The 22469-nt window shown below is 55.4% G+C and carries 29 protein-coding genes and 4 pseudogenes; 12 read left to right on the top strand and 21 right to left on the bottom strand.

The window, feature by feature from the left end:
- Positions 1 to 56: 56 nt before the first annotated feature.
- From ACQ86N_RS48150 to ACQ86N_RS48115, 8 genes are all read right to left on the bottom strand, one after another.
- Positions 57 to 287 (bottom strand): hypothetical protein, encoded by a 231-nt coding sequence (locus tag ACQ86N_RS48150; protein WP_431213286.1) that lies wholly within the window; start codon positions 285 to 287, stop codon positions 57 to 59.
- Positions 284 to 655 carry a diacylglycerol kinase gene (locus tag ACQ86N_RS48145; protein ID WP_431213285.1) on the bottom strand — a complete coding sequence of 124 codons (372 nt, stop codon included), beginning with the start codon at positions 653 to 655 and terminating at the stop codon, positions 284 to 286. The genes ACQ86N_RS48150 and ACQ86N_RS48145 overlap by 4 nt, the downstream gene beginning before the upstream one ends.
- Before the next feature lie 13 nt (positions 656 to 668).
- Entirely contained in the window at positions 669 to 2066 is a 1398-nt protein-coding gene (locus ACQ86N_RS48140; protein WP_431213284.1) for a B12-binding domain-containing radical SAM protein, read from the bottom strand.
- A gap of 10 nt (positions 2067 to 2076) precedes the next feature.
- Positions 2077 to 2466, bottom strand: a complete 390-nt coding sequence (locus tag ACQ86N_RS48135) for a hypothetical protein (protein WP_431213283.1) — start codon at positions 2464 to 2466, stop codon at positions 2077 to 2079.
- A gap of 196 nt (positions 2467 to 2662) precedes the next feature.
- A complete protein-coding gene (locus ACQ86N_RS48130) occupies positions 2663 to 2968 on the bottom strand; it encodes a winged helix-turn-helix domain-containing protein (protein ID WP_431213282.1) in 306 nt (101 codons plus the stop codon).
- Entirely contained in the window at positions 2965 to 3249 is a 285-nt protein-coding gene (locus ACQ86N_RS48125; protein ID WP_431213281.1) for a hypothetical protein, read from the bottom strand. Before ACQ86N_RS48125 ends, ACQ86N_RS48130 begins: the two co-directional genes overlap by 4 nt.
- Before the next feature lie 2 nt (positions 3250 to 3251).
- Positions 3252 to 3656 (bottom strand): hypothetical protein, encoded by a 405-nt coding sequence (locus ACQ86N_RS48120; protein WP_431213280.1) that lies wholly within the window; start codon positions 3654 to 3656, stop codon positions 3252 to 3254.
- 239 nt (positions 3657 to 3895) lie between these two features.
- Positions 3896 to 4840, bottom strand: a complete 945-nt coding sequence (locus ACQ86N_RS48115; RefSeq protein WP_431213279.1) for a bifunctional helix-turn-helix transcriptional regulator/GNAT family N-acetyltransferase — start codon at positions 4838 to 4840, stop codon at positions 3896 to 3898.
- Positions 4841 to 5032: 192 nt separating this feature from the next.
- Between ACQ86N_RS48115 and ACQ86N_RS48110 the strand changes: the two genes are divergently transcribed.
- The 5 genes and pseudogenes from ACQ86N_RS48110 (at position 5033) to ACQ86N_RS48090 (ending at position 8855) form a co-directional block, all read left to right on the top strand.
- The gene (locus ACQ86N_RS48110) at positions 5033 to 6124 is read left to right on the top strand and encodes an FGGY family carbohydrate kinase (protein WP_431213278.1); all 1092 of its coding nucleotides are present in this window, start codon (positions 5033 to 5035) and stop codon (positions 6122 to 6124) included.
- A gap of 10 nt (positions 6125 to 6134) precedes the next feature.
- Positions 6135 to 6538 (top strand): annotated as a pseudogene (locus ACQ86N_RS48105) (FGGY-family carbohydrate kinase).
- Positions 6539 to 6549: 11 nt separating this feature from the next.
- Positions 6550 to 8127, top strand: a complete 1578-nt coding sequence (locus ACQ86N_RS48100; protein WP_431213277.1) for a glycerol-3-phosphate dehydrogenase/oxidase — start codon at positions 6550 to 6552, stop codon at positions 8125 to 8127.
- A 16-nt stretch (positions 8128 to 8143) separates the two neighbouring features.
- Complete coding sequence (locus tag ACQ86N_RS48095; RefSeq protein ID WP_431213276.1) at positions 8144 to 8614, top strand: MIP/aquaporin family protein; 471 nt, start codon at positions 8144 to 8146, stop codon at positions 8612 to 8614.
- Positions 8496 to 8855 carry an MIP/aquaporin family protein gene (locus tag ACQ86N_RS48090; RefSeq protein WP_431217904.1) on the top strand — a complete coding sequence of 120 codons (360 nt, stop codon included), beginning with the start codon at positions 8496 to 8498 and terminating at the stop codon, positions 8853 to 8855. Before ACQ86N_RS48095 ends, ACQ86N_RS48090 begins: the two co-directional genes overlap by 119 nt.
- A 194-nt stretch (positions 8856 to 9049) precedes the next feature.
- On the opposite strand, the gene ACQ86N_RS48085 is transcribed toward ACQ86N_RS48090, so the two are convergent.
- From ACQ86N_RS48085 to ACQ86N_RS48070, 4 genes and pseudogenes are all read right to left on the bottom strand, one after another.
- Positions 9050 to 9331 (bottom strand): hypothetical protein, encoded by a 282-nt coding sequence (locus ACQ86N_RS48085; RefSeq protein ID WP_431213275.1) that lies wholly within the window; start codon positions 9329 to 9331, stop codon positions 9050 to 9052.
- Positions 9332 to 9461: 130 nt separating this feature from the next.
- The gene (locus tag ACQ86N_RS48080; protein WP_431213274.1) at positions 9462 to 9770 is read right to left on the bottom strand and encodes an aminotransferase class III-fold pyridoxal phosphate-dependent enzyme; all 309 of its coding nucleotides are present in this window, start codon (positions 9768 to 9770) and stop codon (positions 9462 to 9464) included.
- Complete coding sequence (locus ACQ86N_RS48075) at positions 9731 to 10309, bottom strand: aminotransferase class III-fold pyridoxal phosphate-dependent enzyme (RefSeq protein WP_431213273.1); 579 nt, start codon at positions 10307 to 10309, stop codon at positions 9731 to 9733. The genes ACQ86N_RS48080 and ACQ86N_RS48075 overlap by 40 nt, the downstream gene beginning before the upstream one ends.
- 106 nt (positions 10310 to 10415) lie before the next feature.
- Positions 10416 to 10670 (bottom strand): annotated as a pseudogene (locus tag ACQ86N_RS48070) (aminotransferase class III-fold pyridoxal phosphate-dependent enzyme); the annotation flags it as partial.
- Between the two features lie 106 nt (positions 10671 to 10776).
- Here ACQ86N_RS48070 and ACQ86N_RS48065 point away from each other — a divergent pair.
- The 5 genes from ACQ86N_RS48065 to ACQ86N_RS48045 all read left to right on the top strand — a co-directional run bounded on the left by ACQ86N_RS48065 (position 10777) and on the right by ACQ86N_RS48045 (position 13458).
- Positions 10777 to 10893: a hypothetical protein gene (locus tag ACQ86N_RS48065; RefSeq protein WP_431217903.1), complete on the top strand. Its 117-nt coding sequence runs from the start codon at positions 10777 to 10779 to the stop codon at positions 10891 to 10893.
- On the top strand, positions 10890 to 11210 hold the full coding sequence (locus ACQ86N_RS48060) for a gamma carbonic anhydrase family protein (protein ID WP_431213272.1): 321 nt from the start codon (positions 10890 to 10892) through the stop codon (positions 11208 to 11210). The genes ACQ86N_RS48065 and ACQ86N_RS48060 overlap by 4 nt, the downstream gene beginning before the upstream one ends.
- 223 nt (positions 11211 to 11433) lie before the next feature.
- A complete protein-coding gene (locus ACQ86N_RS48055) occupies positions 11434 to 11649 on the top strand; it encodes a hypothetical protein (RefSeq protein ID WP_431213271.1) in 216 nt (71 codons plus the stop codon).
- 72 nt (positions 11650 to 11721) lie between these two features.
- On the top strand, positions 11722 to 12291 hold the full coding sequence (locus ACQ86N_RS48050; protein WP_431213270.1) for a hypothetical protein: 570 nt from the start codon (positions 11722 to 11724) through the stop codon (positions 12289 to 12291).
- A gap of 120 nt (positions 12292 to 12411) precedes the next feature.
- Entirely contained in the window at positions 12412 to 13458 is a 1047-nt protein-coding gene (locus ACQ86N_RS48045; protein WP_431213269.1) for an AI-2E family transporter, read from the top strand.
- Between the two features lie 205 nt (positions 13459 to 13663).
- Here the strand turns inward: ACQ86N_RS48045 and rsgA (ACQ86N_RS48040) are convergent, their stop codons facing one another.
- Positions 13664 to 14092, bottom strand: a complete 429-nt coding sequence (gene rsgA / locus ACQ86N_RS48040; RefSeq protein ID WP_431217902.1) for a GTPase RsgA — start codon at positions 14090 to 14092, stop codon at positions 13664 to 13666.
- 73 nt (positions 14093 to 14165) lie between these two features.
- Positions 14166 to 14621: pseudogene (rsgA, locus tag ACQ86N_RS48035) on the bottom strand (GTPase RsgA); the annotation flags it as partial.
- 93 nt (positions 14622 to 14714) lie between these two features.
- Between rsgA (ACQ86N_RS48035) and ACQ86N_RS48030 the strand changes: the two are divergent.
- The gene (locus tag ACQ86N_RS48030; protein ID WP_431213268.1) at positions 14715 to 15878 is read left to right on the top strand and encodes an ATP-binding protein; all 1164 of its coding nucleotides are present in this window, start codon (positions 14715 to 14717) and stop codon (positions 15876 to 15878) included.
- 16 nt (positions 15879 to 15894) lie between these two features.
- Here the strand turns inward: ACQ86N_RS48030 and ACQ86N_RS48025 are convergent, their stop codons facing one another.
- The 6 genes and pseudogenes from ACQ86N_RS48025 to ACQ86N_RS48000 all read right to left on the bottom strand — a co-directional run bounded on the left by ACQ86N_RS48025 (position 15895) and on the right by ACQ86N_RS48000 (position 19897).
- Complete coding sequence (locus ACQ86N_RS48025; RefSeq protein WP_431217901.1) at positions 15895 to 16308, bottom strand: vWA domain-containing protein; 414 nt, start codon at positions 16306 to 16308, stop codon at positions 15895 to 15897.
- 7 nt (positions 16309 to 16315) lie between these two features.
- Entirely contained in the window at positions 16316 to 16900 is a 585-nt protein-coding gene (locus ACQ86N_RS48020; protein WP_431213267.1) for a vWA domain-containing protein, read from the bottom strand.
- A gap of 706 nt (positions 16901 to 17606) precedes the next feature.
- Positions 17607 to 17996, bottom strand: a pseudogene (locus ACQ86N_RS48015) (BatD family protein); the annotation flags it as partial.
- A gap of 3 nt (positions 17997 to 17999) precedes the next feature.
- The gene (locus tag ACQ86N_RS48010) at positions 18000 to 18245 is read right to left on the bottom strand and encodes a hypothetical protein (RefSeq protein ID WP_431213266.1); all 246 of its coding nucleotides are present in this window, start codon (positions 18243 to 18245) and stop codon (positions 18000 to 18002) included.
- A complete protein-coding gene (locus tag ACQ86N_RS48005) occupies positions 18215 to 18892 on the bottom strand; it encodes a DUF58 domain-containing protein (RefSeq protein WP_431213265.1) in 678 nt (225 codons plus the stop codon). The genes ACQ86N_RS48010 and ACQ86N_RS48005 overlap by 31 nt, the downstream gene beginning before the upstream one ends.
- A gap of 3 nt (positions 18893 to 18895) precedes the next feature.
- Positions 18896 to 19897 carry an AAA family ATPase gene (locus ACQ86N_RS48000; protein WP_431213264.1) on the bottom strand — a complete coding sequence of 334 codons (1002 nt, stop codon included), beginning with the start codon at positions 19895 to 19897 and terminating at the stop codon, positions 18896 to 18898.
- Between the two features lie 247 nt (positions 19898 to 20144).
- On the opposite strand from ACQ86N_RS48000, the gene ACQ86N_RS47995 reads away from it, so the two are divergent.
- Positions 20145 to 20549 carry a hypothetical protein gene (locus tag ACQ86N_RS47995; protein WP_431213263.1) on the top strand — a complete coding sequence of 135 codons (405 nt, stop codon included), beginning with the start codon at positions 20145 to 20147 and terminating at the stop codon, positions 20547 to 20549.
- Between the two features lie 43 nt (positions 20550 to 20592).
- Here the strand turns inward: ACQ86N_RS47995 and ACQ86N_RS47990 are convergent, their stop codons facing one another.
- Entirely contained in the window at positions 20593 to 22431 is a 1839-nt protein-coding gene (locus ACQ86N_RS47990) for an NAD+ synthase (protein WP_431213262.1), read from the bottom strand.
- Between the last annotated feature and the right edge of the window lie 38 nt (positions 22432 to 22469).

Below are 22469 nucleotides of genomic sequence, written 5' to 3'. Positions count from 1 at the left end.
GAAAACTCAGGGCCGGCCGGGAGCCCCACCGCTGATCGCCCGGCGGCGAGGTCCTGTCATCCCGACCTAGGCCATACCTCGGCCGTGAGCCATGTGGATAAGGCGTAGGGTATATAGGCTAAAAAGAGGTTCCAGATCATGAAGATGAAAATGGGCCGGCCGGTATGCAGCACCCGGATGAATACGAGCATACAGCTGAAGCACATTGAAGAGGTCAGCATCCGGTCGAGCTCCGTCCGGAGGAAGAGTGGTTTCCGGATAGTAACTGGAAATATTAGGTCCTTCATAATAATTTGGGTATAAAGATGATCAGACCCGTAACGACGGCGGTGATAGCCGCAATCAGCACTGCAGCCGCTGCGATGTCTTTGATGAATTTAATTTGTGGATTTTGTTCGAGGGTGATCAGATCGGCCATCCGTTCGATACAGGTATTGAGCATTTCGGTTATCCATACCAGCGAGGTCACTATTAGCAGCACGCAGGCTTCTGCCAGCGAGACGTGGAAAAGGATCGCCGCGGCTATTACTCCGGCTGTTGCAGCAAGGTGTATCCGGGCGTTGTGTTCCCTGGTGATAAAGCTGCGGATGCCGGCGAAGGCGAACCTAAAACTCCTGATGCGGCTACGGATGGAAAATCTGACTTCTGGTTCCATATATATTGTTTTTCTATGCAATTGCCGGGAAGGGGGACGGCGTTGCTTTCTGACCTTTTACCTTTGACAGGATCGCCTCGAGCAGCGGCAACATCCTATTGAGCCCTTTTGTCTTGATCATAAAATTCCATACCGGCTCGAATTTCTTCCATCCGCCCGCGTAGGCAAAATGTTTGATCGCGTGTTTCAGGTTGTCATGCCCCAGGCTGGCCCTCGCGATATTGGACCAGGAATAGAACGACCTGTAGGCGTGGTCATATCCGGATTTCAGCTGCTCCGCCGTGAGGCCGACCGTCTTATACACGACCTGACGGGTATCGTACTGGTCCCATTCGCGATGCAATATTCTGCCCTGCGCTTCCATGGTGCTGAACAGACGGGTACCGGGATAAGGCGTAAGAATATGAAAGGTACAGGTAGTCAGCGAATTTTTAACCGCCCAGTCGACGGTCCTTTGGAATACGTCGGGGTCGTCGTCGTCCAGCCCGAATACAAAGCTACCATTGATCATGATACCCAGCGAGTGGAGGCGTCTTATTGCTTCTTCGTAGTCGCGGCCCATGTTCTGTCTTTTGTTGCTCTGGGCGAGGTTGTTGCTGTTCAGCGTTTCAAATCCTACAAAGACACTGCGCATGCCTGCTTCGGCGGCGGTTTCGATGAGGTCGCCCCTGAGGATCGCGTCGATCGTCGAGGCGCCCTGGAAGACCCTGTTCATTCCCTTCATCCCATCAAACAGACCCGAGGCAAAGCGCTGGTTCCCCAGCAGGTGGTCGTCGAGAAAATAAAGGTGGCGACCCGGAAGCCGGTCGATCTCCGCCAGGGCTGCGTCTATCTGCTGCGTATAGAACGAGCGCCCGCCTTCGAAGAAAGCGTCCTTATAGCAGAAGTCGCAGTGGTGCGGGCAGCCGCGGGAGACGACGATCGAATTGGGCACGAGATAGCGGTTACGCCGGATAAGGTCGCGGCGGATCGGCGGGATGGACGCAATGTCCCGCACCTTGTTGCGGTAGATCTTCTTAGGGCATTTGTTCCTGAAGTCTTTGAGGAACTCCGGAAAAGTATCTTCGCCGGGACCGATAAATATGCTGTCCGCGTGTTTGATGGCCTCGTCCGGCAACGAGCTGACGTGGAGCCCGCCGAGACAGACATAGACGCCCCGCAGCAAGTAATGGTCGGCGATATCATATGCCCGGAAGGCGTTGGTGATATAGACCTGGATGATCACCAGGTCGGGTTCGTCTTCGAGGTGCAGCTCTTCGACGTGTTCGTCCTGGAGCTCGATGCTGTCGCCGGGCGAGCAGTATGCCGCCAGTGTGGCCAGTCCCAGCGGCGGGAACAGCGAATACTTTATCGGGCGCCAGAAAGGGCTCTTAGCCTCCGTCAGCGCCGGCAGGATCATTTTGATCTTCATAAGAAAAGATTTAGTAGCGGACGTGCTGGATCAGGGTATAGGCAATGAGTACGATCAACAACAACAGGGCTTGCAGGGCGACGGCGGTGTTCAGCCAGTAGCGACGGATGGAGAAGCCCAGCTCCAGGCCGTGCTTTCCGCGTTCGAGGTCGACGCGAACTATCGTCAGGACATTGAATAATATAGCGAGGATCAGGCTGATGACGATCAACTGCGCCTTGTGAAAGGCGAAGAGGTGATACGGCGACTGGAGGAAGGAGGGTGCGATATAATAATACATGCCTTTCGCGCCAAAGAAGATGCGGGCCAGAAGGGTCAGCATGAAGTAGCTGGCTGGAAGCATGAGGGTTATTCCGAGGAGGCCGGAGGTAAGTGGGCGGAGGAAGTTTGAGCGTAACATAGTTTGTCTGTTTTTTATGAAAGTGCTTTGAATTTCAAAGTGTTTGTGTCAAAAAATAGGGTTTAAAACCCTTGTTACTTTTTGGCCGGCAGCCGGGTGCCCGGTCCGCTGGTTTTCCCCGGTGCCTGGTCCCGGTTTTTGGCGTGTGCCTGGTCCCCGGGTTTCCCCCGGTGCCTGGTCCATGCGCCTTTGCCAGCTAGCCTTTGCTGACGCCTTTGATCATGCTTTCCAGCGCTTCAAGGTGTTCTTTGAACGCCTTTTCGCCGGCTTTGGTGATCGAGTACGTCGTATTTGTTTTTCGTCCGATGAATCCTTTATGAACCTTGATAAAGCCATTCTCCTCCAGATTGATCATGTGGGAGGCGAGGTTGCCATCTGTCAGTTCGAGCAGTTGTTTGAGGTCGTTAAAGCTGACCTCTTCGTTCATCAACAGGATGCTCATCACCCCCATGCGGATGCGACTATCGAATACTTTATTAAGATTTCCTATCGGATTCTTCATGGTCTTTCGTATTTCCACCACATGATCAGCCCATAGATAATGTGGAGCACTCCAAAGCCTGCGGCCCAGAAGTACAGTCCTTCATGCGGGTAATACATGCTTATGCAGCCGAGGGCTACTTCGAGCAGTCCGAGGTAGCGAATATCGGTCAGGGTAAATTTACTTGCGTTGACGAGGGCCAGTCCATAGAATATCAGGCAGGCGGGCGCGACATAGACCCAGTCGGAATAGTGTATCAGTGCGAGGACAAAGAAGCCTCCGGCAGCGAGCGGGATGGCCATGTTCACCGCCAGTTTTTGGAGGCGTGGTCCCAGATGGGTAGCTGGCTTTTGCGGGCCTTCCGCCAGGTAAACCAGGTGGAGGTGGCCAGGGCTGTGACCAGGACACCGAGGGCCAGTGCGATCAGTCTGACCTGGAGGTCCCGGACAGTGGGATTGGCGCCGTGAAGGGATCCGCGGGTCTGCTCGTGGAGACCGTCGCCGTCGGAAAGGGTGCCGGACACGACTCCGCCCCAGTATTCCACCAGCCAGATGCGAGCGATCCAGGCCCCGATAAGCGCGCAGATGCCGGCGCTGACCCCGCTGAGTCCGCTGAGGGAGATAAAACGGGAGGAGCGCTCCATCATCCGCCTTATGTCCTGTAGGGCTTCGAGGGACTGAGATTGCTCTGTCGGGCTTTGGCTGGTCATAAAAGTACTTTGGATTACAAAGTAAAGGGGAAAATTTGGTTTGCGCAAGGGTTGGGGGGATTTTTTTGTGGTAGGCGGTTCACGCGGGGGGGACGGTTCACGTGGGGACTTGGGGGCGGTTCACGAGGGGGGACGGTTCATGCGCGGCGGGCGGCGCGGGAACTTCGCGGCGGGCGGCGCGGGAACTTCGCGGCGGGCGGCAGATCATTGGCTCGGGCATGGGCGGCGGAGCGGCACCACTAGAGTACCAGCTCCATCTGTATATTACAGCGTTCGTACGGCGAGGGCGGCCCCGCCACCTTGCGGAAACCCAGCTTGTGGTAGAGGTTGATCGCGGGTTTGAGGGTCGTATTGCTTTCGAGATAGACGCGGCGGGCGCCGAGCGCGCGGGCCTTTTCGATGCAGGCCCGGCCGATGAGGAAGCCGATGCCCAGCCCCTGCGCCGCGGGCGAAACGGCCATCTTGGCCAGCTCAAAACCACCGTCGTCCATCGGAATGATCGCACACGCGCCGACGGCCCCGCCCTTGTAGAGGGCCATGAAGATATGTCCGCCCTTATCGAGAATGTATTCTTTAGGATGGTCCAGCGCCTTGTAGTCGCTCTCTTCCATCCGGAAATATTTGGTGATCCATTCCTCGTTGAGCCGGCGGAAAGCGGGTTGCATTTCCGGGGTATAGTCCACGATCTCCACCTGCCCGCTCTCCCGCGCCTTCTTTTCTTCCTGCACCCGGCGCAGGAGGCTTTTCTGTTCGAGGAGGAACTCCCATTCCCCGATCGCCCGCCAGAGGTCGTGGTGCGTCTCTTTCATGGCCTTCTCAATGGCTGTGGTGACGTCGTCCAGCTGCGCCTGCATCTTTTCGCGCATGGCCAGACCCGCCGGCGAGAGCAGCACAAAGTTCTTGCGTCCGTCGGCTTCCCCTTTCTTCTCGATAATATATCCTTTTGCTGCCAGCTCCCTCACGATCTGACTCACGGAGGGATGGGTATGCCCAATTTCCCGGGCAATACCGGTGATCGACTTTTCTTCCGTAGGAGACAGAGAATAAAAGACCGGAAACCATTTGGGCTGAAGATCCACCTGATAGAGTTCGTAGATGCCGGCGGCCTGTTCGGTCATACTCTCGCTGAGGCGGCGGAGACGGCTGCCCAGAGCCATCTTGCCCGTGCGCGTGTAGAAGTCCATAATATTATCAATTACGTAAGTACTTACGTAAATCTAAATACAATTATTGTAATGAACAAGTTTTTCCTAACTTCCGAAATAGTTGTTGCTGACCTGGGTTGGTGCCGATGAACGGAGGGTTCCCGAGCGAAGCGAAGTCCACGGAAGCATAGTAGCAGTAATGCTGTAGATCACGAAGTTAAAAACGATTAAATGCCACCCACTTATGTTCTCGCCCTCGACCAGGGTACCACCAGCAGCAGGGCGATACTTTTCGACCAGAACGGCCAGATCCGCCAGATAGCCCAGCGGGAGTTCAAACAGTACTACCCACAGCCCGGCTGGGTCGAGCATGACCCCGAGGAGATATGGTCCACGCAATACAGTGTGCTGGCCGAGGTCCTGGCCAAAAACAGCAGTACCACAAAGGATGTCGCCGCCATCGGCATTACCAATCAACGGGAGACGGTTGTGGTTTGGGACCGCCAGACGGGTAAACCGATACACCCGGCCATTGTCTGGCAGGATCGGCGGACCGCGGCATACTGCGACCAGCTGAAGGCGGAGGGGCATTCAGCCCTGATTCAGCAGCGGACCGGTCTGGTCATCGACGCCTATTTTTCCGCAACCAAACTAAAATGGATCCTCGACCAGGTGCCCGATGCGAGGGCTAAGGCCGGTAAGGGCGAGCTGGCTTTTGGCACCATCGACAGCTGGCTGGTCTGGAAGCCGACGGCCGGCAAGCTGCATATTACAGACAGCACCAACGCCTCGCGTACGCTGCTTTTCAACATCCATAAATGTGAGTGGGATCCTGAACTCCTGCGTCTTTTCGATATACCCGCGTCGGTGCTGCCGGAGGTGAGGAGTTCGAGTGAAGTGTATGGTCATACGGCCAGCATCATGGCTCCCGGCTCCGTGGGTGTGCCCATCGCGGGCATCGCGGGGGACCAGCAGGCGGCGCTCTTCGGCCAGCTCTGTACGCAGCCGGGCATGGTGAAAAACACCTACGGTACCGGTTGTTTCATGCTGATGTTCACCGGCGGGGACGCCGTTCAGTCAAAGAATAACCTCCTCACGACCGTTGCCTGGACGCGCAATGGGAAGACGGCATACGCCCTCGAGGGCAGCATTTTTATCGCCGGCGCGGTGGTTCAGTGGCTGCGGGACGGGCTGCACTTCATCCGCAAGTCGGAAGAAGTCGAAGCGCTGGCGGCAAAGGTGGAAAGTTCGGACGGGGTCTATATGGTGCCCGCCTTCGCGGGTCTTGGCGCTCCCGCACTGGAACCAGCACGCGCGGGGTAGTCTTTTTGGGATGACGCGCGGCACTACGCAGGCGCATATCGCCCGCGCGGCGCTGGAAAGCATCGCCTATCAGACCTATGACGTGCTGAAATCGATGCAGGCCGACAGCGGGATCGTGCTGAAAGAGCTGCGGGTCGACGGGGCGCGACGGCGAATGACGGTCTGATGCAGTTTCAGTCCGATATACTGGGCGTGCCCGTGGTGAGGCCCACGGTGACCGAGACGACGGCGCTCGGCGCGGCCTATCTGGCGGGACTTGGCGTCGGCTACTGGAGCTCGGAAGAAGATATTCGCAAGCAGTGGGAAGTCGACCGCCGGTATGACCCGGCGATGACGGCGGGCCAGGCGGAAACACTATTGGCAGGATGGCAGCGGGCCGTAAAGGCGGCTATCGCGTGGGCCGACGGAAGATAAAGAACAATTCTATGAATCGACAAAACATGGTACTGGCTTTGGAAGCGCAGGACCGGGCGTTATGGGACATCTGTATCATCGGCGGCGGCGCTGCGGGTCTGGGCGTGGCCGTGGATGCGGCTTCGAGGGGTTTCACCACGCTGCTGCTGGAGCAGCATGATTTTGCAAAGGGTACGTCGTCGCGCGCTACCAAGCTGGTGCACGGCGGGGTCCGCTATCTCCAGCAGGGGAATATCAAGCTGGTCACGGAGGCGCTGCACGAGCGGGGCATCCTGTGGCGGAACGCTCCGCATCTCGTAAAAAATATGTCGTTCATCGTTCCCAACTACAAATGGTGGGAAGGCCCGTTCTATGGCATCGGGCTGAAGGTATATGACTGGATGGCGGGCAATCTGGGTCTGGGCAAGTCGCGGCTGCTGTCGAGGGAAGAAACGCTGGAGCTGGCCCCTACCCTCGACGACGAAGGGCTGCGCGGCGGGGTGCTCTATCACGACGGTCAGTTCGACGACGCCAGGCTGGCCATCCATTTGGCGATGACGGCGGCCGAACAGGGGGCCGTCCTTCTCAACTATTGCAGGGTCGAGGAATTGCCAAAAACCAATGGAAAGGTCTCGGGCGTCGTCGCCGTGGACGAGTTCAGCGGGAAACGGTATACTATAAACGCTAAGGTCGTCATCAACGCAACGGGCGTCTTTACCGACAGTATCCTGCAAATGGACGAGCCGGACGCGGAGCCGATCATCGCGCCAAGTCAGGGAGTGCATATCATGCTGGACAAAGATTTTTTGCCGGGCGGGGCTTCCATACTCGTGCCGCATACCGACGACGGGCGGGTGTTGTTTGCCGTGCCCTGGCACGACAGGATCATTATCGGGACGACCGACACGCCGGTGGATCACGTGGACATCGAACCGCGGGCCCTGCCGGAGGAGGTCGATTTTATTCTGAAGCAGATAGGACGATATCTGAAGAAGACGCCAACGGCGGCGGATATCCGTAGTGTATATGCGGGGCTCAGGCCGCTGGTGAAGAGCAGCAGCAAGAAGACGGCCGAGCTGGCCGGGGACCATCTGATTCTGGTTTCAGATGCCGGGCTCGTGACCGTGACGGGCGGGAAGTGGACTACGTACCGGCGTATGGCGGAGGACACGGTGAATACTGCGATCGGGAAGGCCGGTCTGCCGGTGAAGGAGTGCATTACGGCGAGGCTGCCGATACACGGGGCGCCTCCCGGCGCGGTCGAAGAGGGGCCGCTGCACTATCACGGTACGGACGCGCAAGCGATCCGCGCTATCGTAAAGGCACACCCGCTGCTGGGAGAGCGGCTGCACCACCGGCTTCCGTATATCAGGGCGGAGATCGTTTGGGCCGCGCGGGAAGAGATGTGCATGACGCTGGAGGATGCGCTGAGCCGGCGGACGCGGTCGTTGTTGCTGGATGCGCAGGCGGCGATCGACGCGGCGCCGGCGGTGGCGGCGTTGCTGGCGGAGGAGTTGGGGATGGATGCGGCGTGGCAGGACCGGCAGGTGGAGGAGTTCAGGTCGCTGGCGGAAGGCTATCTGGCGGCGAGCTATTTTGCGAAGCCATAAACTAAACTACTATACCATGACGCCATTTTGGGGCGAATTTATCGGAACCGGTCTGCTGTTGTTCATCGGCCAGACCGTGGTCAGCAATGTTGTCCTTGAAAAGAGTAAGGGGCAGAACAGCGGGTGGATCGTGATCAGTTTTGGGTGGGCGATGGCGGTTTTTATAGGCGTGTATTGTTCGGCGGCGTCGAGCAAGGCGCACCTCAATCCGGCGGTGACCATTGCATTCGCGGCGCTTGGGAAATTCCCCTGGGCTTCGGTGCCAATGTACATCGCGGCGCAGATGCTGGGGGCGATGGCAGGTTCGCTGGTGGCCTGGTTGTGTTTTCGGCTGCATTTTCGGAGCGACGGCCGATGCGAATGCCAAGCTGGCCGTTTTTTGCACTGCGCCGGCTATACGAAGTTATGGAAGCAATCTTTTGACGGAGACGATTGCGACCTTTGTGCTGATCCTCGGGATCTTTTTTATTGCTTCGCCGTCGAGTAGTCTTGGGGCGCTGGATGCGCTTCCGGTGAGTCTGCTGGTGCTGGGCATCGGTCTTGGACCGGGTGGCCCTACGGGTTATGCTATCAATCCGGCGCGCGATCTGGGGCCGCGGATCATGCATAGTCTGCTGCCGGTGCCGGGGAAAAGGGATGGGGACTGGGCATATGCGTGGGTTCCGGTAGTGGGGCCGGTGCTGGGTAGCTTGCTGGCGGTGTTGGTTTTTCGGCTGCTGCAGGGGTAAAAACAAAAATCCCTGCTGGACAGCAGGGATAACTAATCAAATTCCTAGCCAAAATTATTCTTCTCATTCAGTAGGATATACGGAAAAAAGACGGGTTTGGTTTTCTTAAGGCAAATCTTTTTTTTGCGGGTCGTCTGTTCGGGGGCGGGTGCCCGGGAGCAGGTGCACGGGCTCAGGTGCCAGGGGCAAGAGCGTTATTTCTGTTGTCGCCTCTGCACCAGCAGGGTGCCCGCTTCCAGGAGTCTTTCAAGGTCCCGGTACCTTTGGATGAGATTGCCTCGCTCGTCCGGGTCGCTAAATTCTGCGTTGTCTGTGGTCAGACAGGTTTCCACCATTGCCCATAAGGTATGGCGGCATTCGTGCAGCCGGTAGTCGTTGAAGAACTGTTCGATCACTCCCAGAGGATTCTGCTTCTCCTCGTCTTTGAGGTGCAAAATACTGTCGAACAGTTCTTTCTTGTCTAAAAACTGTGACATAGCTAATTATTTAAGGATTACAATACGGAAACTTCACTTATCCGTGGGAGTAATACGAGAAAGCAGCGCGCGTGTAGTGTGTTATTTATTTGTTGGGAGCAAGACTAAGGTTGGTAAAGGTAGGGGAAAGTCAAGAGATAATTTGAGTGATTGCTGTTAAAATAATTGAGCAGGCGGTTTGGATCTCTTCTTCGGCGATCGTCAGTGGAGGGGCGATGCGCATGCACTGAGGGGCGAAAAGGAACCAGTCCGTGAGCAGCCCCTTGTCTATGCAGGAGTCGATGACCCGCTTGTTCAGTTCGAAGTTTTCAAATTCGACCGCGATCAGCAGGCCTGCGCTTCGTACTTCGCGGATGGCGGGGTGGACCAACAGACGACGGAATAGCTGTTCCTTCCCGGCTACAGCTGAGATATAGTCTTCTTCCAGCAGCACCTGCACCGAGGCGCAAGGCCGGCGGCGCAGGAGAGAGGGTGACCGCCAAAGGTGGTGATATGGCCGAGTATCGGGTTGTCGGTCAGCGTCGCCATTTTTTCGCGGCCGGCGATAAAGGCGCCGAGTGGCAGTCCTCCGCCGAGGGCTTTGCCGAGCAGGAGGATATCCGGGATCACGTCATACCGGTCAAATCCCCAGAGGCTGCCCGTTCGTCCGAAACCCACCTGTATCTCGTCCAGGACCAGCAGGGTTCCGGTGTCGTCGCAGCGGCGGCGGAGTGCCTGGAGCCATTTGGCATCGGGGGCGTATACTCCTCTTTCTGCCTGAACGGTTTCCGCGATCACGCAGGCGGTTTGTTCGGTGATGGCGTCGAGTGCTGCGGGTGTGTTGTATTCAACGTGGTGGATACCGGGGAGGAGGGGCCGGAAGGCGTTTCGCCAGTATTCGTCGCCCATAATGCTGAGCGCGCCCTGTGTGCTGCCGTGATAGGAATGGTTGAAGGCGACGATTTCGGGCCGGCCGGTGATTCTTTTTGACAGTTTCATGGCGCCTTCCGTCGCTTCTGCGCCCGCTATTGGTAAAATATACCGAATTGAGGGATGGGGGGAGATGGCTGGCGAGCAGTGCTGCGTATTCGACCTGGGGGGACTGGACCAGCTCGCCATACACCAGAAGGTGCAGATAGCGGTCGGCCTGGTCTTTTACTGCCTGAACGACGCGGGGATGCCGGTGTCCGGTGTTGCAGACGCTAATGCCGCCGATGAGGTCCAGATACCGTTTGCCTGCGGGTTCATAGAGAATAAAGGCCTTCTGCCCTTTCGATCTCGATGGCCAGCGGGGCGGGTGAGGTCTGGGCGACGTGTTGAAGAAATAAGCGGTGATTTTTGAGTATGCATTGAGGCACAAAGTTCGTAAATTAGATTGTCAATCATTTCTTCGAATCAAAAACACCTGATATGGCTACTATACTACCGGTAGAAGGCAAGTTCCCCAGTTTGGACAGAATTGTTTTATCGCCCCCAATGCAACGATCGTCGGCAATGTGAAGATGGGAGACAAGTGCAGCGTTTGGTTCAATGCAAGTGGTAAGGGGGTGACGTCAACAGTATTACCATCGGCGACAAGGTGAATATCCAGGACGGCGTGATCATTCACGGTACTTATCAGAAAACCAGTGTTACCATCGGCAATGAGGTATCGATCGGGCATAACGCGATCATCCATGGCTGTACACTCAGCGACAAGGTGCTCGTCGGGATGGGCGCCATCATTATGGACAATGCCGAAATCGGCAAGAACTCGATCATCGCGGCCGGGGCTGTGGTTACGGAAGGCACCAAGGTCGAATCGGGGACTATTTATGGCGGGATCCCGGCCAGAAAGATCAAAGACATTCCGGCGGACCTTATTTCGGGACAGATCGAGCGGATTGCCAACCACTATTAGTATCTATGCGGGCTGGTTCAAGGATGTGAATGCGGCCGATGAGGTACAGCAGGAGGTGAGGTAGGTAATGCCGGTGAAGGGGTGTGGCAGGGGTTGTTATACACCTACCCAGTTACCCCTAAAAGGCTGGTCAAAAGGGGGTTTTCGTTGCTAAGCATAGGGGGATTCACTTGCAAATGCAGGATAATATTTGTAGGTTTTAAATTCGTTATAAGGATATCCCATGAAAGCTCTTAAACCCATATTTCTTCTTTTTTCCCTGACCATTTTATTGATCGGAGGCTCGTCGTGTGGCTGGATGCACAGCATGTTTGGACCGAAGTACGGCTGTCCGAGCGATGGGAAGAATATAGGTGCGGAGCGGATCCTCAGCGGGGAGAAGTGTACCGAGAGGGCCGAAGTTCAAAGCGTAGAGGAAATGGGGTGCAGGACGGCGTAGTTGGACCGCGGCGGGCGGTGTGATGAACATAGCGTACAAATCCTAAACATAAACTATAAAAATCCCTACTCTATGAGCCCTTTAACTCTACGTACCGATTTCGGCTGTACAGAAGCCGTCATCGACGACGACTGCGGACTGAAACGCTTCTACGAAGTTGCCAACATTCTCTCGGACGACCTCGACATTAAGTTCACCCAAAAAACAGATGAATTCGATTCCCTTATGTGGGACTTTCTTTACAAGGGGCATATTCTGACCCTTCATTACAACATTTACACCGGCATATCCATATATCCCCGCAAGTTCAGGGAAGCTCCCCGGAAGGACAATGACGCCGTGGTGGAAGTAGCGAAATTTCTGGAAAGTAAATTATTGATCAATACGGCTCTGCCGTTATATGTCTTAGGAGTCCGGGGCTTCAGTGGCGGATTGTCTAACGAATGTTTGCTCAATTTGAGGTCGGCCTGCGGGCCGGCCTTTTTTCATTCAGGGTCGCGCGGTTCACGCGCGGTAGCGTTGCGCGGTTCACGGAGGTGGGGTCGCGCGGTTCACGCGGGTAGCGTTGCGCGCGGTTCACGCGGGCGAAGGTCGCGCGGTTCACGCGGGGTGGTGGGTGACTGGTGTCCTCCCGGTGGTTAACGAGGGCGAATCTTGATTTTTTGGCTAGTATTTATCCCATATGTTATTGAAACAGCCATTCTACACCAAGCTGGGCGATGGTGCTTCTGAGTTTGATCTGCCTTATCTCTATATCGCTATATGGGGCAAGTCATTCCTGGCTCCGCTGGTCTTTGCGTTATTGTTTGCCGTCATGCTGCTGCCGGTGTCAAATTTTCTCGAGCGGCGCTGCCGGATGCCCAGGAGTATGGCCTCTCTTTGTCGGTGTTCCTGCTGGTTCTCTCACTGGCGGCCCTTCTCTATCTGGTAGGCACACAGGTTAGCAGCCTGGCCGAGGACTGGCCTCAGTTCAAGCAGCAGGTACTGGCCTCTGTCACCGATCTGCAGCAGTGGATATCGATGAAGTTCCATGTCCGGATCAAGCAGCAGAACAACTATGTCAACAATGCCATTTCCAGGCTGCTGGAGACCGGGTCTTCGGTCGTCGGGTCTACGCTGGTGTCGCTGTCCTCGCTGCTGCTATTCCTTGTTTTTATAATGATCGACACCTTTTTTCTCCTCTATTACAGGAGGCTGATCGTGAGGTTTCTGGTGGCGGTATTCAAGGAGGAGAATGCGGTTATAGTTTATGATATCATCGCGCAGATACAGACGAAGATCAGGCAGTATATCATGGGATTGTTGCTGGAGATGGTCATCGTGGCGGCGGCCACCTGTCTCGCGCTCTGGATCCTGGGCATCAAGTACGCGGTCCTGCTGGGGCTGCTGACGGGTCTCTTCAATATCATCCCCTATATCGGCATTTTTACCGCGCTGTGTCTGAGTACGCTGGTCACCTTTGCTACGGCGGGGACAGCGAAGCTGCTGCTGGTGATAGGGACGATTCTCGGGATCCATCTTATCGACTCGAATGTGTTGCTGCCGGTGATCGTGGGGTCGAAGGTGCGGATCAACGCGTTGATCACAGTTTTTGGCGTGATTGTCGGGGAGGCGGTTTGGGGGATACCGGGGACTTTTCTGGCGATACCGGTGATCGCTATTGCGAAGATAGTTTTTGATCGGATAGATAGTCTGAAGCCGTGGGGGATGTTGTTTGGGGATGAGAAGGACGAGAAGCAGCCTGAGCCGTTGAAGGAGGAGATTACAGAGCAGGGGCACGATGTGGATGCGGCGCCGGAGAAGAAATAATACGGGGACCGTGATTTATGCGCGGGTTGCGCGGTTCACGCGGGAGCGGCGGCCGGGAGCGCGGTTCACACAGGTGGGAATCTAATAATTATTTTCTTCTATAGAACCTAGTATGGACAGATAGCTTTCATATCTGTCAATGTTGATCTGTCCGTCGCTGACAGCCTGTTTTACTTTACAGCCCGGTTCTTCGAGGTGCAGACAGTTATTGAACTGGCACTGACCGGCAAGGGCGCGCATTTCGGGGAAATAGCCGGAGAGTTCCTGCCGGGTGATGTCGACGAGGCCGAACTCCCGCATGCCGGGGGTATCGATGATACGTCCGGGGCCGGCGGATGAGTCTTGCGTTGCGTGGGTTGCAGCGGCAGCAGTGCTCTGGGTTGCAGCGGCAGCAGTACTCTGGATTGCGGGGGCAGGGGTGTCCTCGGTTGCGGAGGTGGCAGCGGTGTCCCTCGGTTCCGGGGGCAATGGCGCCGGGATCCGCCGGCAGATCGAACATCTCCGCAAAGGTCGTGGTATGGATCCCCTTCCCACTCCACCCGCTGACGCCCTGGGTCTTGAGGCGGAGTTCGGGGAACAGCGCGTTGAGGAAAGAGGACTTCCCTACCCCGGAGTGCCCGCTGAGGAGGCTGATCTTTCCGGCCGAGAAGCTGGCGGATCTCGCCCAGTCCCTCGCCGGTGTGGACGCTCATACGAATAAGACGATAGCCGATGCGTTCGTACATCTCCTTCCAGGCGGCAAATTTCTCTTCTTCCTTCTTCTTATAGAGATCGCTTTTGTTGAACAATAAAACGGCGGGAACATGATAGGCCTCGCAGGTGACCAGCCAGCGATCGATAAAACCCTGTGAGGTACGGGGTTCCTTCAGCGTAACCACGAGCAGGGACTGGTCGATATTCGCCGCCACGATATGGTGCTGCATCCGGTGCGAAGGAGACTGGCGGTTGATATAATTCCTTCGGCTGTATATTTCCGTTATAAGCGCCGTGGTCTCCTCCGTATTCTCGGGTTCCATCTCTACCTCGTCTCCCACGGCCAGCGGATTGGTGGAAGTGATACCGTCCAGCTTGAACGTTCCCCTGAGCCGGGCGTTCCACACCTTCCCTTCCGGGGTCTTTACGACGTACCAGCTGCCGGTGGATTTGTATATCTTTCCCGTCATCTACAATATTTTATAACTATTGATAATCAGCCATTTAAAATAAATAATTGTACGATTCAATTTTTAATCGTAGATTTGTACAACTTAAACAAGATGATCAACCGAGCGATCATTCAGAAATTCAGGGAGTACAACAAGTATTTTCAGGTGATAAATATCACCGGCCCCCGTCAAAGCGGCAAGAGCACTTTTATTCAAAATACCGCCGGACAATTCCCTTATGTCAATCTCGAATCGCCAGACGAAAGAGAATTTGCAACTACTGACCCCAAAAACTTCCTGCAGCGGTTTCCCAAAGGTGCAATTATAGACGAGGTCCAATATGCACCGGAGCTATTTTCATATATTCAGGTTCTCACAGACGCCAATAGAAAACTCAAATTTTACCTGACAGGGTCGCAAAATTTCCTGATGCAGGAAAAGATCAGCCAATCCCTTGCCGGTAGAATTGGAATGCTAACCCTCCTACCTTTCTCATACTCCGAACTTGCGAAGGCAAAAATAGCCTTTCCTGACAATCTTTATCGCCAAGAATTTACCGGCTTTTATCCAAGAATATACGACAGAAATATCCCACCAAGAGAATTCTATCGCAATTATGTGAACACTTACATAGAAAGGGATGTCCAGGGGCTGATACACACGTCCAATCTGCTTCAATTCAATCGCTTTATTTCTCTGGTAGCCGGCAGAGCCGGGCAGATTGTAAACTTTCAGTCACTGGCAAGCGATACAGGCGTATCTCCATCGACGATCCAGACCTGGTTACGGATACTGGAAAAAAGTTATGTCATATTCCTCCTTCCTCCCTATCACACCAATTTCAATAAACGAATAATCAAATCGCCAAAGCTGTATTTCTACGACACAGGTCTTCTTTGTTATTTACTAAACATAACTGCACCCGATCAATTGGCGACGCATTTCGCGAAAGGCGCCGTCTTTGAGAATTATGTCCTGGCCGAAGTATTAAAGACCAGGTTCAATAAAGGTCTGGACGCGAATATGTATTTCTGGAAAGATAACCACGACAAAGAAATAGACTGCCTCCTGGAAACGCAGGATGGGCCTCTAGCCATAGAGATCAAGAGTGCGGCGACTTTCACTCCTTCATTTATGGATAATGTTCGTTACTGGCAAGAGCTGAGTCCGTCCAATAATGCCGGCGCTATTGTATATGGAGGCATTCAGTCATATGCCCGGGAGAATATACAGGTGGTTGCCTGGAATCGCCTGGAGAAACTTCCAATCCTCTAGGCGGAGGCATCACGAATCACGGGAATTTCCGCAGCAACGTCCATCTCAGCAACAACTCCAGCAGCACGAGCAGCGCGGCGGCGAGGGCGAAGGGAAAGAACTGTTCGGTGTAGCGGCGGAGGGTCGTCGTCTCGATCTTTGACTTTTCGAGCTGGTCGATCTCGCCATAGATGTTCTTCAAACTTTCGTTGTCCTTGGCCCGGTAGTAGCGGCCGCCGGTCTCGGTGGCGATCTGGGTGAGGAGCTTCTCGTCGATGTTGACTTTCTCCTTCTGGTAGACGATGCCGTTGGGGGTTTGGATGGGCACCGGGGCAAAACCTTCCGTGCCCATGCCGATTGTATATACCTTGACGCCGATGGATTTGGCGATCTCTTTCGCGGTATTGGGGTCGATGAGACCGCCGTTGTTCTCCCCGTCGGTGAGAAGGATGATGACCTTACTTTTGGAGGGAGAGCTCCGGAGACGGTCGACGCCGGTTGCCAGTGCCCGAGCCGATAGCAGTGCCGTCTTCCAGCAGGCCGCTCTGTACGTTGGAGAGCTGCGTCTTGAGTACCACCCTATCCGTGGTCAGCGGGCACATGGTGAAGCTCTCGCCGGAGAAGATGACCAGCCCGATGCGGTCCGTGGGACGCTGGTCGATGAACTGTCCCGCGACATTCTTGGCGGCCTCCATCCGGTTGGGCGTAAAGTCCTGGGCCAGCATACTTCCGCTGATGTCCAGACAAAGAACGATGTCGATGCCCTCGCCGGTGACCAGTTGCTCGTCATTGCGGGTCTGGGGCCGCGCCAGGGCGATAATGACAGAGGCGAGGGCCAGCAGCCGGAAGATAAAGGGCAGCGGCCGGAGCATGTTCTTCGAGGAACGTGCTCCGCGAAACTGGCCTACCGACGATACCATGAAGGTCGCCTGTGCACCGTCCGACTTTTTCCACTCCCAGTAGATGAGGACCGGCAGCAGGATAAAGAGCCCGAAGAAGGCGGGTTGGGCAAAATAGATATGTTGGTACCAGTCGTAGAGCACTAATTAGTGTTTTTGTTTTCCGATTTTGGAGAGGACGTTTCAGCGGCCGACGCCGGGGGACAGTAGCCGAAGCCGCGGACGCGACAGCCGATCCCGGAGATGCAGTTGATCCCGGAGATAAGTTTGCTGACGCCTCGTGTGCTGCCGCCTCTCTCGCCGCCGTCATTTTTTCCAGCGTTTCGATCGCGCCGCGGATCGTCTGGTGGTGGTGTTCGCCATCGGCGAGTCCTGGCTGGTATTTGGCAAATTTGACGAAATCGCTCATGCGCAGCGTGTCGGACAGCGCCGCGAACTGGTCGCCGGGCAGTGAAAGCCTTCGTAGCTGGCCGATGAGCTCGTCGCTGGTTTCAGCCAGGGTCGCGATGCCCAGCCGCCGCAGCAGGAAAATGCGGAAGATATCCCCGAGCCTGCTGTAGTAGACTTTTGCGGAGCCGTCGGAGAGCAGGTGTTTCTGGAGTTCCAGCTGTTTCAGCTGCGATACCGCCTCTTCATACGCCGACAGCTGTGGCGCCTCCATTGCTGCGGCTGCCTCCTTCAGCAGCTTTCGTTTGCGGATCAGCCATACGACCAGCGCCAGGCAGACGAGGGCCACTCCTCCTACGATCCATGGGAACCAGCGCGCGAACGGATTGGGGACGTCGACGATGTCCTTTATATCGTGGTAGTCTTTGGACGGGTCGAATTTCGAATACCCGATATCGATGCGGATGGAGTCGCTGAAATATTTTTTATTCCCTTCGATAAAGGTCAGGCGGGGGATGGCGTAGGCGCCGGAATCGAAGCTCGTCACCGTCAGATACTGACGATAGTAGCGGTCGCCTTTGCTAACGCTCGAATCGACCTTTCCTTTTTGCAGGAAATCAAAGTGCGGAAGGCTGTCCAGGTTGGGCCAGGTCAGCGGGGAGTCACCCGTGACGGTAGCTTCCAGCATCAGCTGTAAAGGTTCGCCGATGACGATCTTCTGCTTGTCGACGGTCGCTTTCAGGACGGGTGCAGGCGCAGGGGCAGGCGGAGTATGCCGTCTTTGCGCGAGCAGGAGCCCTGCTGGAAAGAGGCATATGACTACGGCGATGGTATATACTCGTATCCTTCTCATGAACTATCCCGGCCGGTGGCGTCCGACGAAGAAACGCTGTAAGATCTTCACATAGTCCTCGTCAGTACGCAGGTGCAGGAGGTCACACCCGGCCTTTTGGAAAATGCTTTTACATAACTCCGTCTGATTAAAAAAAGATTGTTGGTAACTCTGGCGGACCAGGTAGTCGTTGGTGTCGATCCACTGGTGGCTGCCCGTTTCGGAGTCCTCGGCTTCGATCAACCCGATAGCCGGCAGCTCCATATCCATCCTGTCGTAGAATTTGATACCGATGAAGTCGTGCTTTTCCCACCCACCTTGAGCGCTTCTTCAAATCCGTTGTCGTCCAGAAAATCGCTCAGCATAAAGACGATGCCTTTCTGGCGCATGGACTGGTTGAGGAAGCGGATGGCTTCGCCGAGGTGGGTTCCCTTTCGTTTGGGCTCGATCGTCAGCAGTTTGCGGACGATATAGAGCACGTGTTCCCTCCCCTTTTTCGGGGGGATATAGGCTTCGATCCGGTCGCTGAAAAAGATCACACCGACCTTGTCGTTGTTGTTGACAGCGGAGAAGGCGAGGACGGCGCAGACCTCGGTGATCAGGTCTTTCTTCCGTGCGTGGACGGTGCCGAACAGCGAACTGGCGCTGACGTCTACCAGCAGCATTACGGACAGCTCGCGTTCTTCTTCAAAGAGCTTGCTGAACGGGTGGTTAAACCGGGCGCTGACATTCCAGTCGATAAACCGGATATCGTCCCCCGCGGCATACTCACGCACTTCACGGAAGCTCATTCCCCTTCCTTTGAAAGCGCTGTGGTATTCTCCGGTAAAAAGGTGGCGGGTGAGCCTTTTGCTCTTTATCTCCAGCTCCCTTACCTTCTTTAATATTTCGGTAGTAGTGAGCATGCTCGGCTGCATTCTTTATGGTATAGGAATGACTTTCAGGACCTCATCGATAATGTTCTCGACGTTGACGTTCTCGGCTTCGGCCTCGTAGGTCAGCCCGATACGATGGCGAAGGACGTCTTTGGAGATCGAGCGAACGTCTTCGGGTATGACATAGCCTCTCTTGTTCAGAAAAGCGTTGGCCTTCGCTGCGAGAGCGAGGTTGATGCTGGCCCTCGGGCTGCCGCCATAGGCGATGAGTGGTTTGAGCTTCTCCAGCTTGTACTTTTCCGGCGTGCGCGTTGCAAAAACTATATCCAGTATATAGTGTTCGACCTTTTCGTCCATATAGATCTGGCGCGCGAGGTCCTTAGCCTGCATGATCTCCTGCATGGATACCACCTGTTCGACCTTCGTGGACTGGACGCCCTGTACGTTCTGGCGGATGATGAGCTGCTCCTCCTGTTTGGTCGGGTAGTCGACGATGACCTTCATGATGAAGCGGTCCTGCTGGGCTTCCGGCAGCGGGTAGGTACCTTCCTGTTCGAGTGGGTTTTGCGTAGCGAGTACGAGGAAGGGCGCTTCCAGCTGGTAGCTGGTTTCGCCGAGCGTGACCTGCCGCTCCTGCATGGCTTCGAGCAGGGCGCTCTGGACCTTTGCGGGGGCGCGGTTGATCTCATCGGCGAGCACGAAGTTTGCAAAGATCGGGCCTTTGCGGACGACGAACTCGTGCTTCTGCTGATTGTAGATCATGGTCCCGATGACGTCGGCGGGCAGGAGGTCGGGGGTGAACTGTATCCGGCTGAATTTGGCGTGGATGGCCTGCGCCAAAGATTTTATGGCCAGTGTTTTGGCAAGACCGGGGACGCCTTCGAGGAGGACGTGTCCGTTGCTCAGGAGGCCGATGAGCAGGCGGTCGAGCATGTGGTGCTGGCCGACGATGACGCGGCCAACCTCGTCCCGAAGCCTGTCGATAAAGGCGGCCTGGTATTGGATCTTATTGTTTAGCTGTCTGATATCTTCTGCTGTATAGAGCATATTCTGATAATTATAGCCTATGAAACACACCGGACTATGTCCGGTCAGGAGTTAAAAATAAGAATTTTTATGAGGCAAGTAGCTTGCCAATTTTCAATGGTTCGCCGAACCCCGTCCTTAACAAGTTTTTAATATGAATTTAATTATATATATAAGCAATAATTATGCGTGGATCGGCGTTTTGAATTTTAAACCGGACAACCTTTCTTCCCGTCAAACCGTAACCTTAGTGAGAATGCCTATTAAATTGACCATATTCTCTCTGCTGGCCGGATCTCTGCTGGCCGGCTGTATGGACAGGAGCCCATCAGGGAAAGACCTCGATCTGCTGACGGCCGATCCGTGGAAGTATGAGAAGGCGGGGTTCGATTCCAACGACGATGGTATATTCGATGCGCTCGATCCGCGTATTGCGGGCAGCGAAAGAGAAAATCTGGTCGTCTTCCGGAAAGACGGCACGGGTTATTCCCAGCACATATCAAAGAAAGACGAACTCCCTTTTATCTGGACTTTTCAGAATCACGACAGTACCATTTATTTTCAGGATCAGTACTACAGGGTCAGGACGCTGACGCAGCACCGGCTCGAGATGTACGCGGACCAGAAGCTCGGGGCCTCGAACACGAGGTATGTGATCGTGCTGAGCCGGTGAACCGCGGGTAACCTGGAGCCGGTGAACCGCGGGTCCGGGGCTATTACGACAAATACTTCCCGACAATTGGCATACGGCGGCCCACGCCGAAGGCTTTACAGCTGACCCGGATGATCGGGCAGAACTGCTTCCGCTTGTACTCGCTGATATTCACCAGACGCAGTATTCTCCTCACCACTGCTTCGTCGATGCCCATGGCAATGATCTCTTTTGGTCCCTGTCTCCTTTCGATATATTGATAGAGCACTTTGTCCAGGACGTCGTAGTCCGGAAGGCTGTCGCTGTCTTTCTGGCCGGGGCGGAGCTCGGCGGACGGCGCCTTTTCGAGAATATTGGCGGGGATGATCTCGCCGTCGCGGTTGATGTATCGGGCCAGCGCATATACCTGCCCTTTATAGATGTCGCCCAGGACGCTGAGGCCGCCGGCCATATCGCCGTACAGCGTGCCGTAACCCGTGGACAGCTCGCTCTTGTTGGACGTATTCAGCATGACATAGCCGAACTTGTTGGCGAGGCCCATCACGATATTCCCGCGGGTGCGGCTCTGCAGGTTCTCTTCGGCGAGACCGAAGGGCATATCCTTAAAAACCGGCGCCAGCGTATGTATCAGCGCGTCGTATACTTCGCGGATGGGGATGATGTCGTAGGGATTACCCAGCTTGCGGGACAACTGTTCGGCGTCGCTGACGGAATGCGAGGTGGAGAACTCCGACGGAAGCAGGATGGCGCGGACGTTGTCGCGGCCCAGCGCTTCACAGGCCAGGGCGAGGGTGACGGCGCTGTCTATGCCGCCGCTGCTGGCGATGATGGCTTTGGCAAAGCCCATCTTGGAAAAATAGTCGCGGATACCGAGGATCAGCGCGCTGTGTATCTGGGCAATATTGTCTTCGCGGACGAGATAGCCGAGTATCTTTTCGGGGTCTGTAACGCGGGAAACGCGCATGTCCTTGTCGAAGATATCGGAGGGATGGTCGGGATGAGCGGTGGTGAGGGCCGTGGGCTGCGGCGCCGTCTGGGTCGCCGTCCCCGCGTTATGCATTGCGGCTGCTTCGTCCCCGTCAGGGCGATTGGGTTCTACCGCTATCGAAAGCCCCGGAAGCAGTTCTTCATAGAGCGGAGCTACCGGGTGCGGCAGCTCGATCACTGCAAAGTCCTCTTCAAAATATTTCATCTCCTTCACCAGATTGCCATAGCTGTCATATACGAGGGTGCCTCCGTCAAAGATCAGCTCGGTCTGGGCCCCTACCGCATTACAGTAGAACATCGGCAGGCGGTACTTCAGTACGTTCTGCCGTACGACCTCCTTTCGGTCGTCGTCGTGGTCATAGTCGAATGGTGAGGCCGAAATATTGATCATCAGGTCGGGATGCTGCCTGATCAGCTGGTCCATCGGGCAAACGCGGTACAGCGGATTGTCGCCCAGATTCCAGATGTCTTCGCAGACGGTGAGGGCTATCTTTTTGCCTTTGAACGGCAGCACCTGCCATTGCCAGGCGGGTTCAAAATAACGGTAGTCGTCGAGTATATCGTAGGTGGGCAGACAGGTCTTGTGCACGACGCCTTTTACCTCCTTCTCATAGAGGAGGAATGCCGAATTGAACAGGTCCTTCCCCTCTTTTGCCGGATTGCGCGAGGGCGAGCCGATAATGACGCCGATGGTATCCGCGTGCTCGCGGATGCGGTCGATGGCGAAATAGCACTGTTCAATAAAGTCTTCGAACTCGAGAAAGTCTTCGGCGGGGTAGCCGCAGACACATAATTCGGTGAAGACTACAAGGTCGGCCCCGGCTTCCTTTGCCTTGTGAATGGCGTCGATGATCTTGCGGGTATTCGCTTCGAAATTGCCGATGTGATAGTTGAGTTGGGCAAGTGCGATCTTCATGGATGTAAAGTTACGTTAAATACGGATCTTTGGACAAG

Origin of the sequence: Puia sp. P3, assembly GCF_050632245.1 — a bacterium.
Taxonomy (GTDB): domain Bacteria; phylum Bacteroidota; class Bacteroidia; order Chitinophagales; family Chitinophagaceae; genus Puia.
Note: the sequence above shows the minus strand (reverse complement) of the source record. Positions and strands in the feature narration are given on the sequence as shown.

Bases quoted from the DNA above. Each gene is read 5' to 3' on its own strand.
- ACQ86N_RS48150 (WP_431213286.1), bottom strand. From the start codon at position 287: ATGAAGGACCTAATATTTCCAGTTACTATCCGGAAACCACTCTTCCTC.
- ACQ86N_RS48145 (WP_431213285.1), bottom strand. From the start codon at position 655: ATGGAACCAGAAGTCAGATTTTCCATCCGTAGCCGCATCAGGAGTTTT.
- ACQ86N_RS48140 (WP_431213284.1), bottom strand. From the start codon at position 2,066: ATGAAGATCAAAATGATCCTGCCGGCGCTGACGGAGGCTAAGAGCCCT.
- ACQ86N_RS48135 (WP_431213283.1), bottom strand. From the start codon at position 2,466: ATGTTACGCTCAAACTTCCTCCGCCCACTTACCTCCGGCCTCCTCGGA.
- ACQ86N_RS48130 (WP_431213282.1), bottom strand. From the start codon at position 2,968: ATGAAGAATCCGATAGGAAATCTTAATAAAGTATTCGATAGTCGCATC.
- ACQ86N_RS48125 (WP_431213281.1), bottom strand. From the start codon at position 3,249: ATGGCCATCCCGCTCGCTGCCGGAGGCTTCTTTGTCCTCGCACTGATA.
- ACQ86N_RS48120 (WP_431213280.1), bottom strand. From the start codon at position 3,656: ATGACCAGCCAAAGCCCGACAGAGCAATCTCAGTCCCTCGAAGCCCTA.
- ACQ86N_RS48115 (WP_431213279.1), bottom strand. From the start codon at position 4,840: ATGGACTTCTACACGCGCACGGGCAAGATGGCTCTGGGCAGCCGTCTC.
- ACQ86N_RS48110 (WP_431213278.1), top strand. From the start codon at position 5,033: ATGCCACCCACTTATGTTCTCGCCCTCGACCAGGGTACCACCAGCAGC.
- ACQ86N_RS48100 (WP_431213277.1), top strand. From the start codon at position 6,550: ATGAATCGACAAAACATGGTACTGGCTTTGGAAGCGCAGGACCGGGCG.
- ACQ86N_RS48095 (WP_431213276.1), top strand. From the start codon at position 8,144: ATGACGCCATTTTGGGGCGAATTTATCGGAACCGGTCTGCTGTTGTTC.
- ACQ86N_RS48085 (WP_431213275.1), bottom strand. From the start codon at position 9,331: ATGTCACAGTTTTTAGACAAGAAAGAACTGTTCGACAGTATTTTGCAC.
- ACQ86N_RS48075 (WP_431213273.1), bottom strand. From the start codon at position 10,309: ATGAAACTGTCAAAAAGAATCACCGGCCGGCCCGAAATCGTCGCCTTC.
- ACQ86N_RS48055 (WP_431213271.1), top strand. From the start codon at position 11,434: ATGAAAGCTCTTAAACCCATATTTCTTCTTTTTTCCCTGACCATTTTA.
- ACQ86N_RS48050 (WP_431213270.1), top strand. From the start codon at position 11,722: ATGAGCCCTTTAACTCTACGTACCGATTTCGGCTGTACAGAAGCCGTC.
- ACQ86N_RS48045 (WP_431213269.1), top strand. From the start codon at position 12,412: ATGGGGCAAGTCATTCCTGGCTCCGCTGGTCTTTGCGTTATTGTTTGC.
- ACQ86N_RS48030 (WP_431213268.1), top strand. From the start codon at position 14,715: ATGATCAACCGAGCGATCATTCAGAAATTCAGGGAGTACAACAAGTAT.
- ACQ86N_RS48010 (WP_431213266.1), bottom strand. From the start codon at position 18,245: ATGGATATGGAGCTGCCGGCTATCGGGTTGATCGAAGCCGAGGACTCC.
- ACQ86N_RS48005 (WP_431213265.1), bottom strand. From the start codon at position 18,892: ATGCAGCCGAGCATGCTCACTACTACCGAAATATTAAAGAAGGTAAGG.
- ACQ86N_RS48000 (WP_431213264.1), bottom strand. From the start codon at position 19,897: ATGCTCTATACAGCAGAAGATATCAGACAGCTAAACAATAAGATCCAA.
- ACQ86N_RS47990 (WP_431213262.1), bottom strand. From the start codon at position 22,431: ATGAAGATCGCACTTGCCCAACTCAACTATCACATCGGCAATTTCGAA.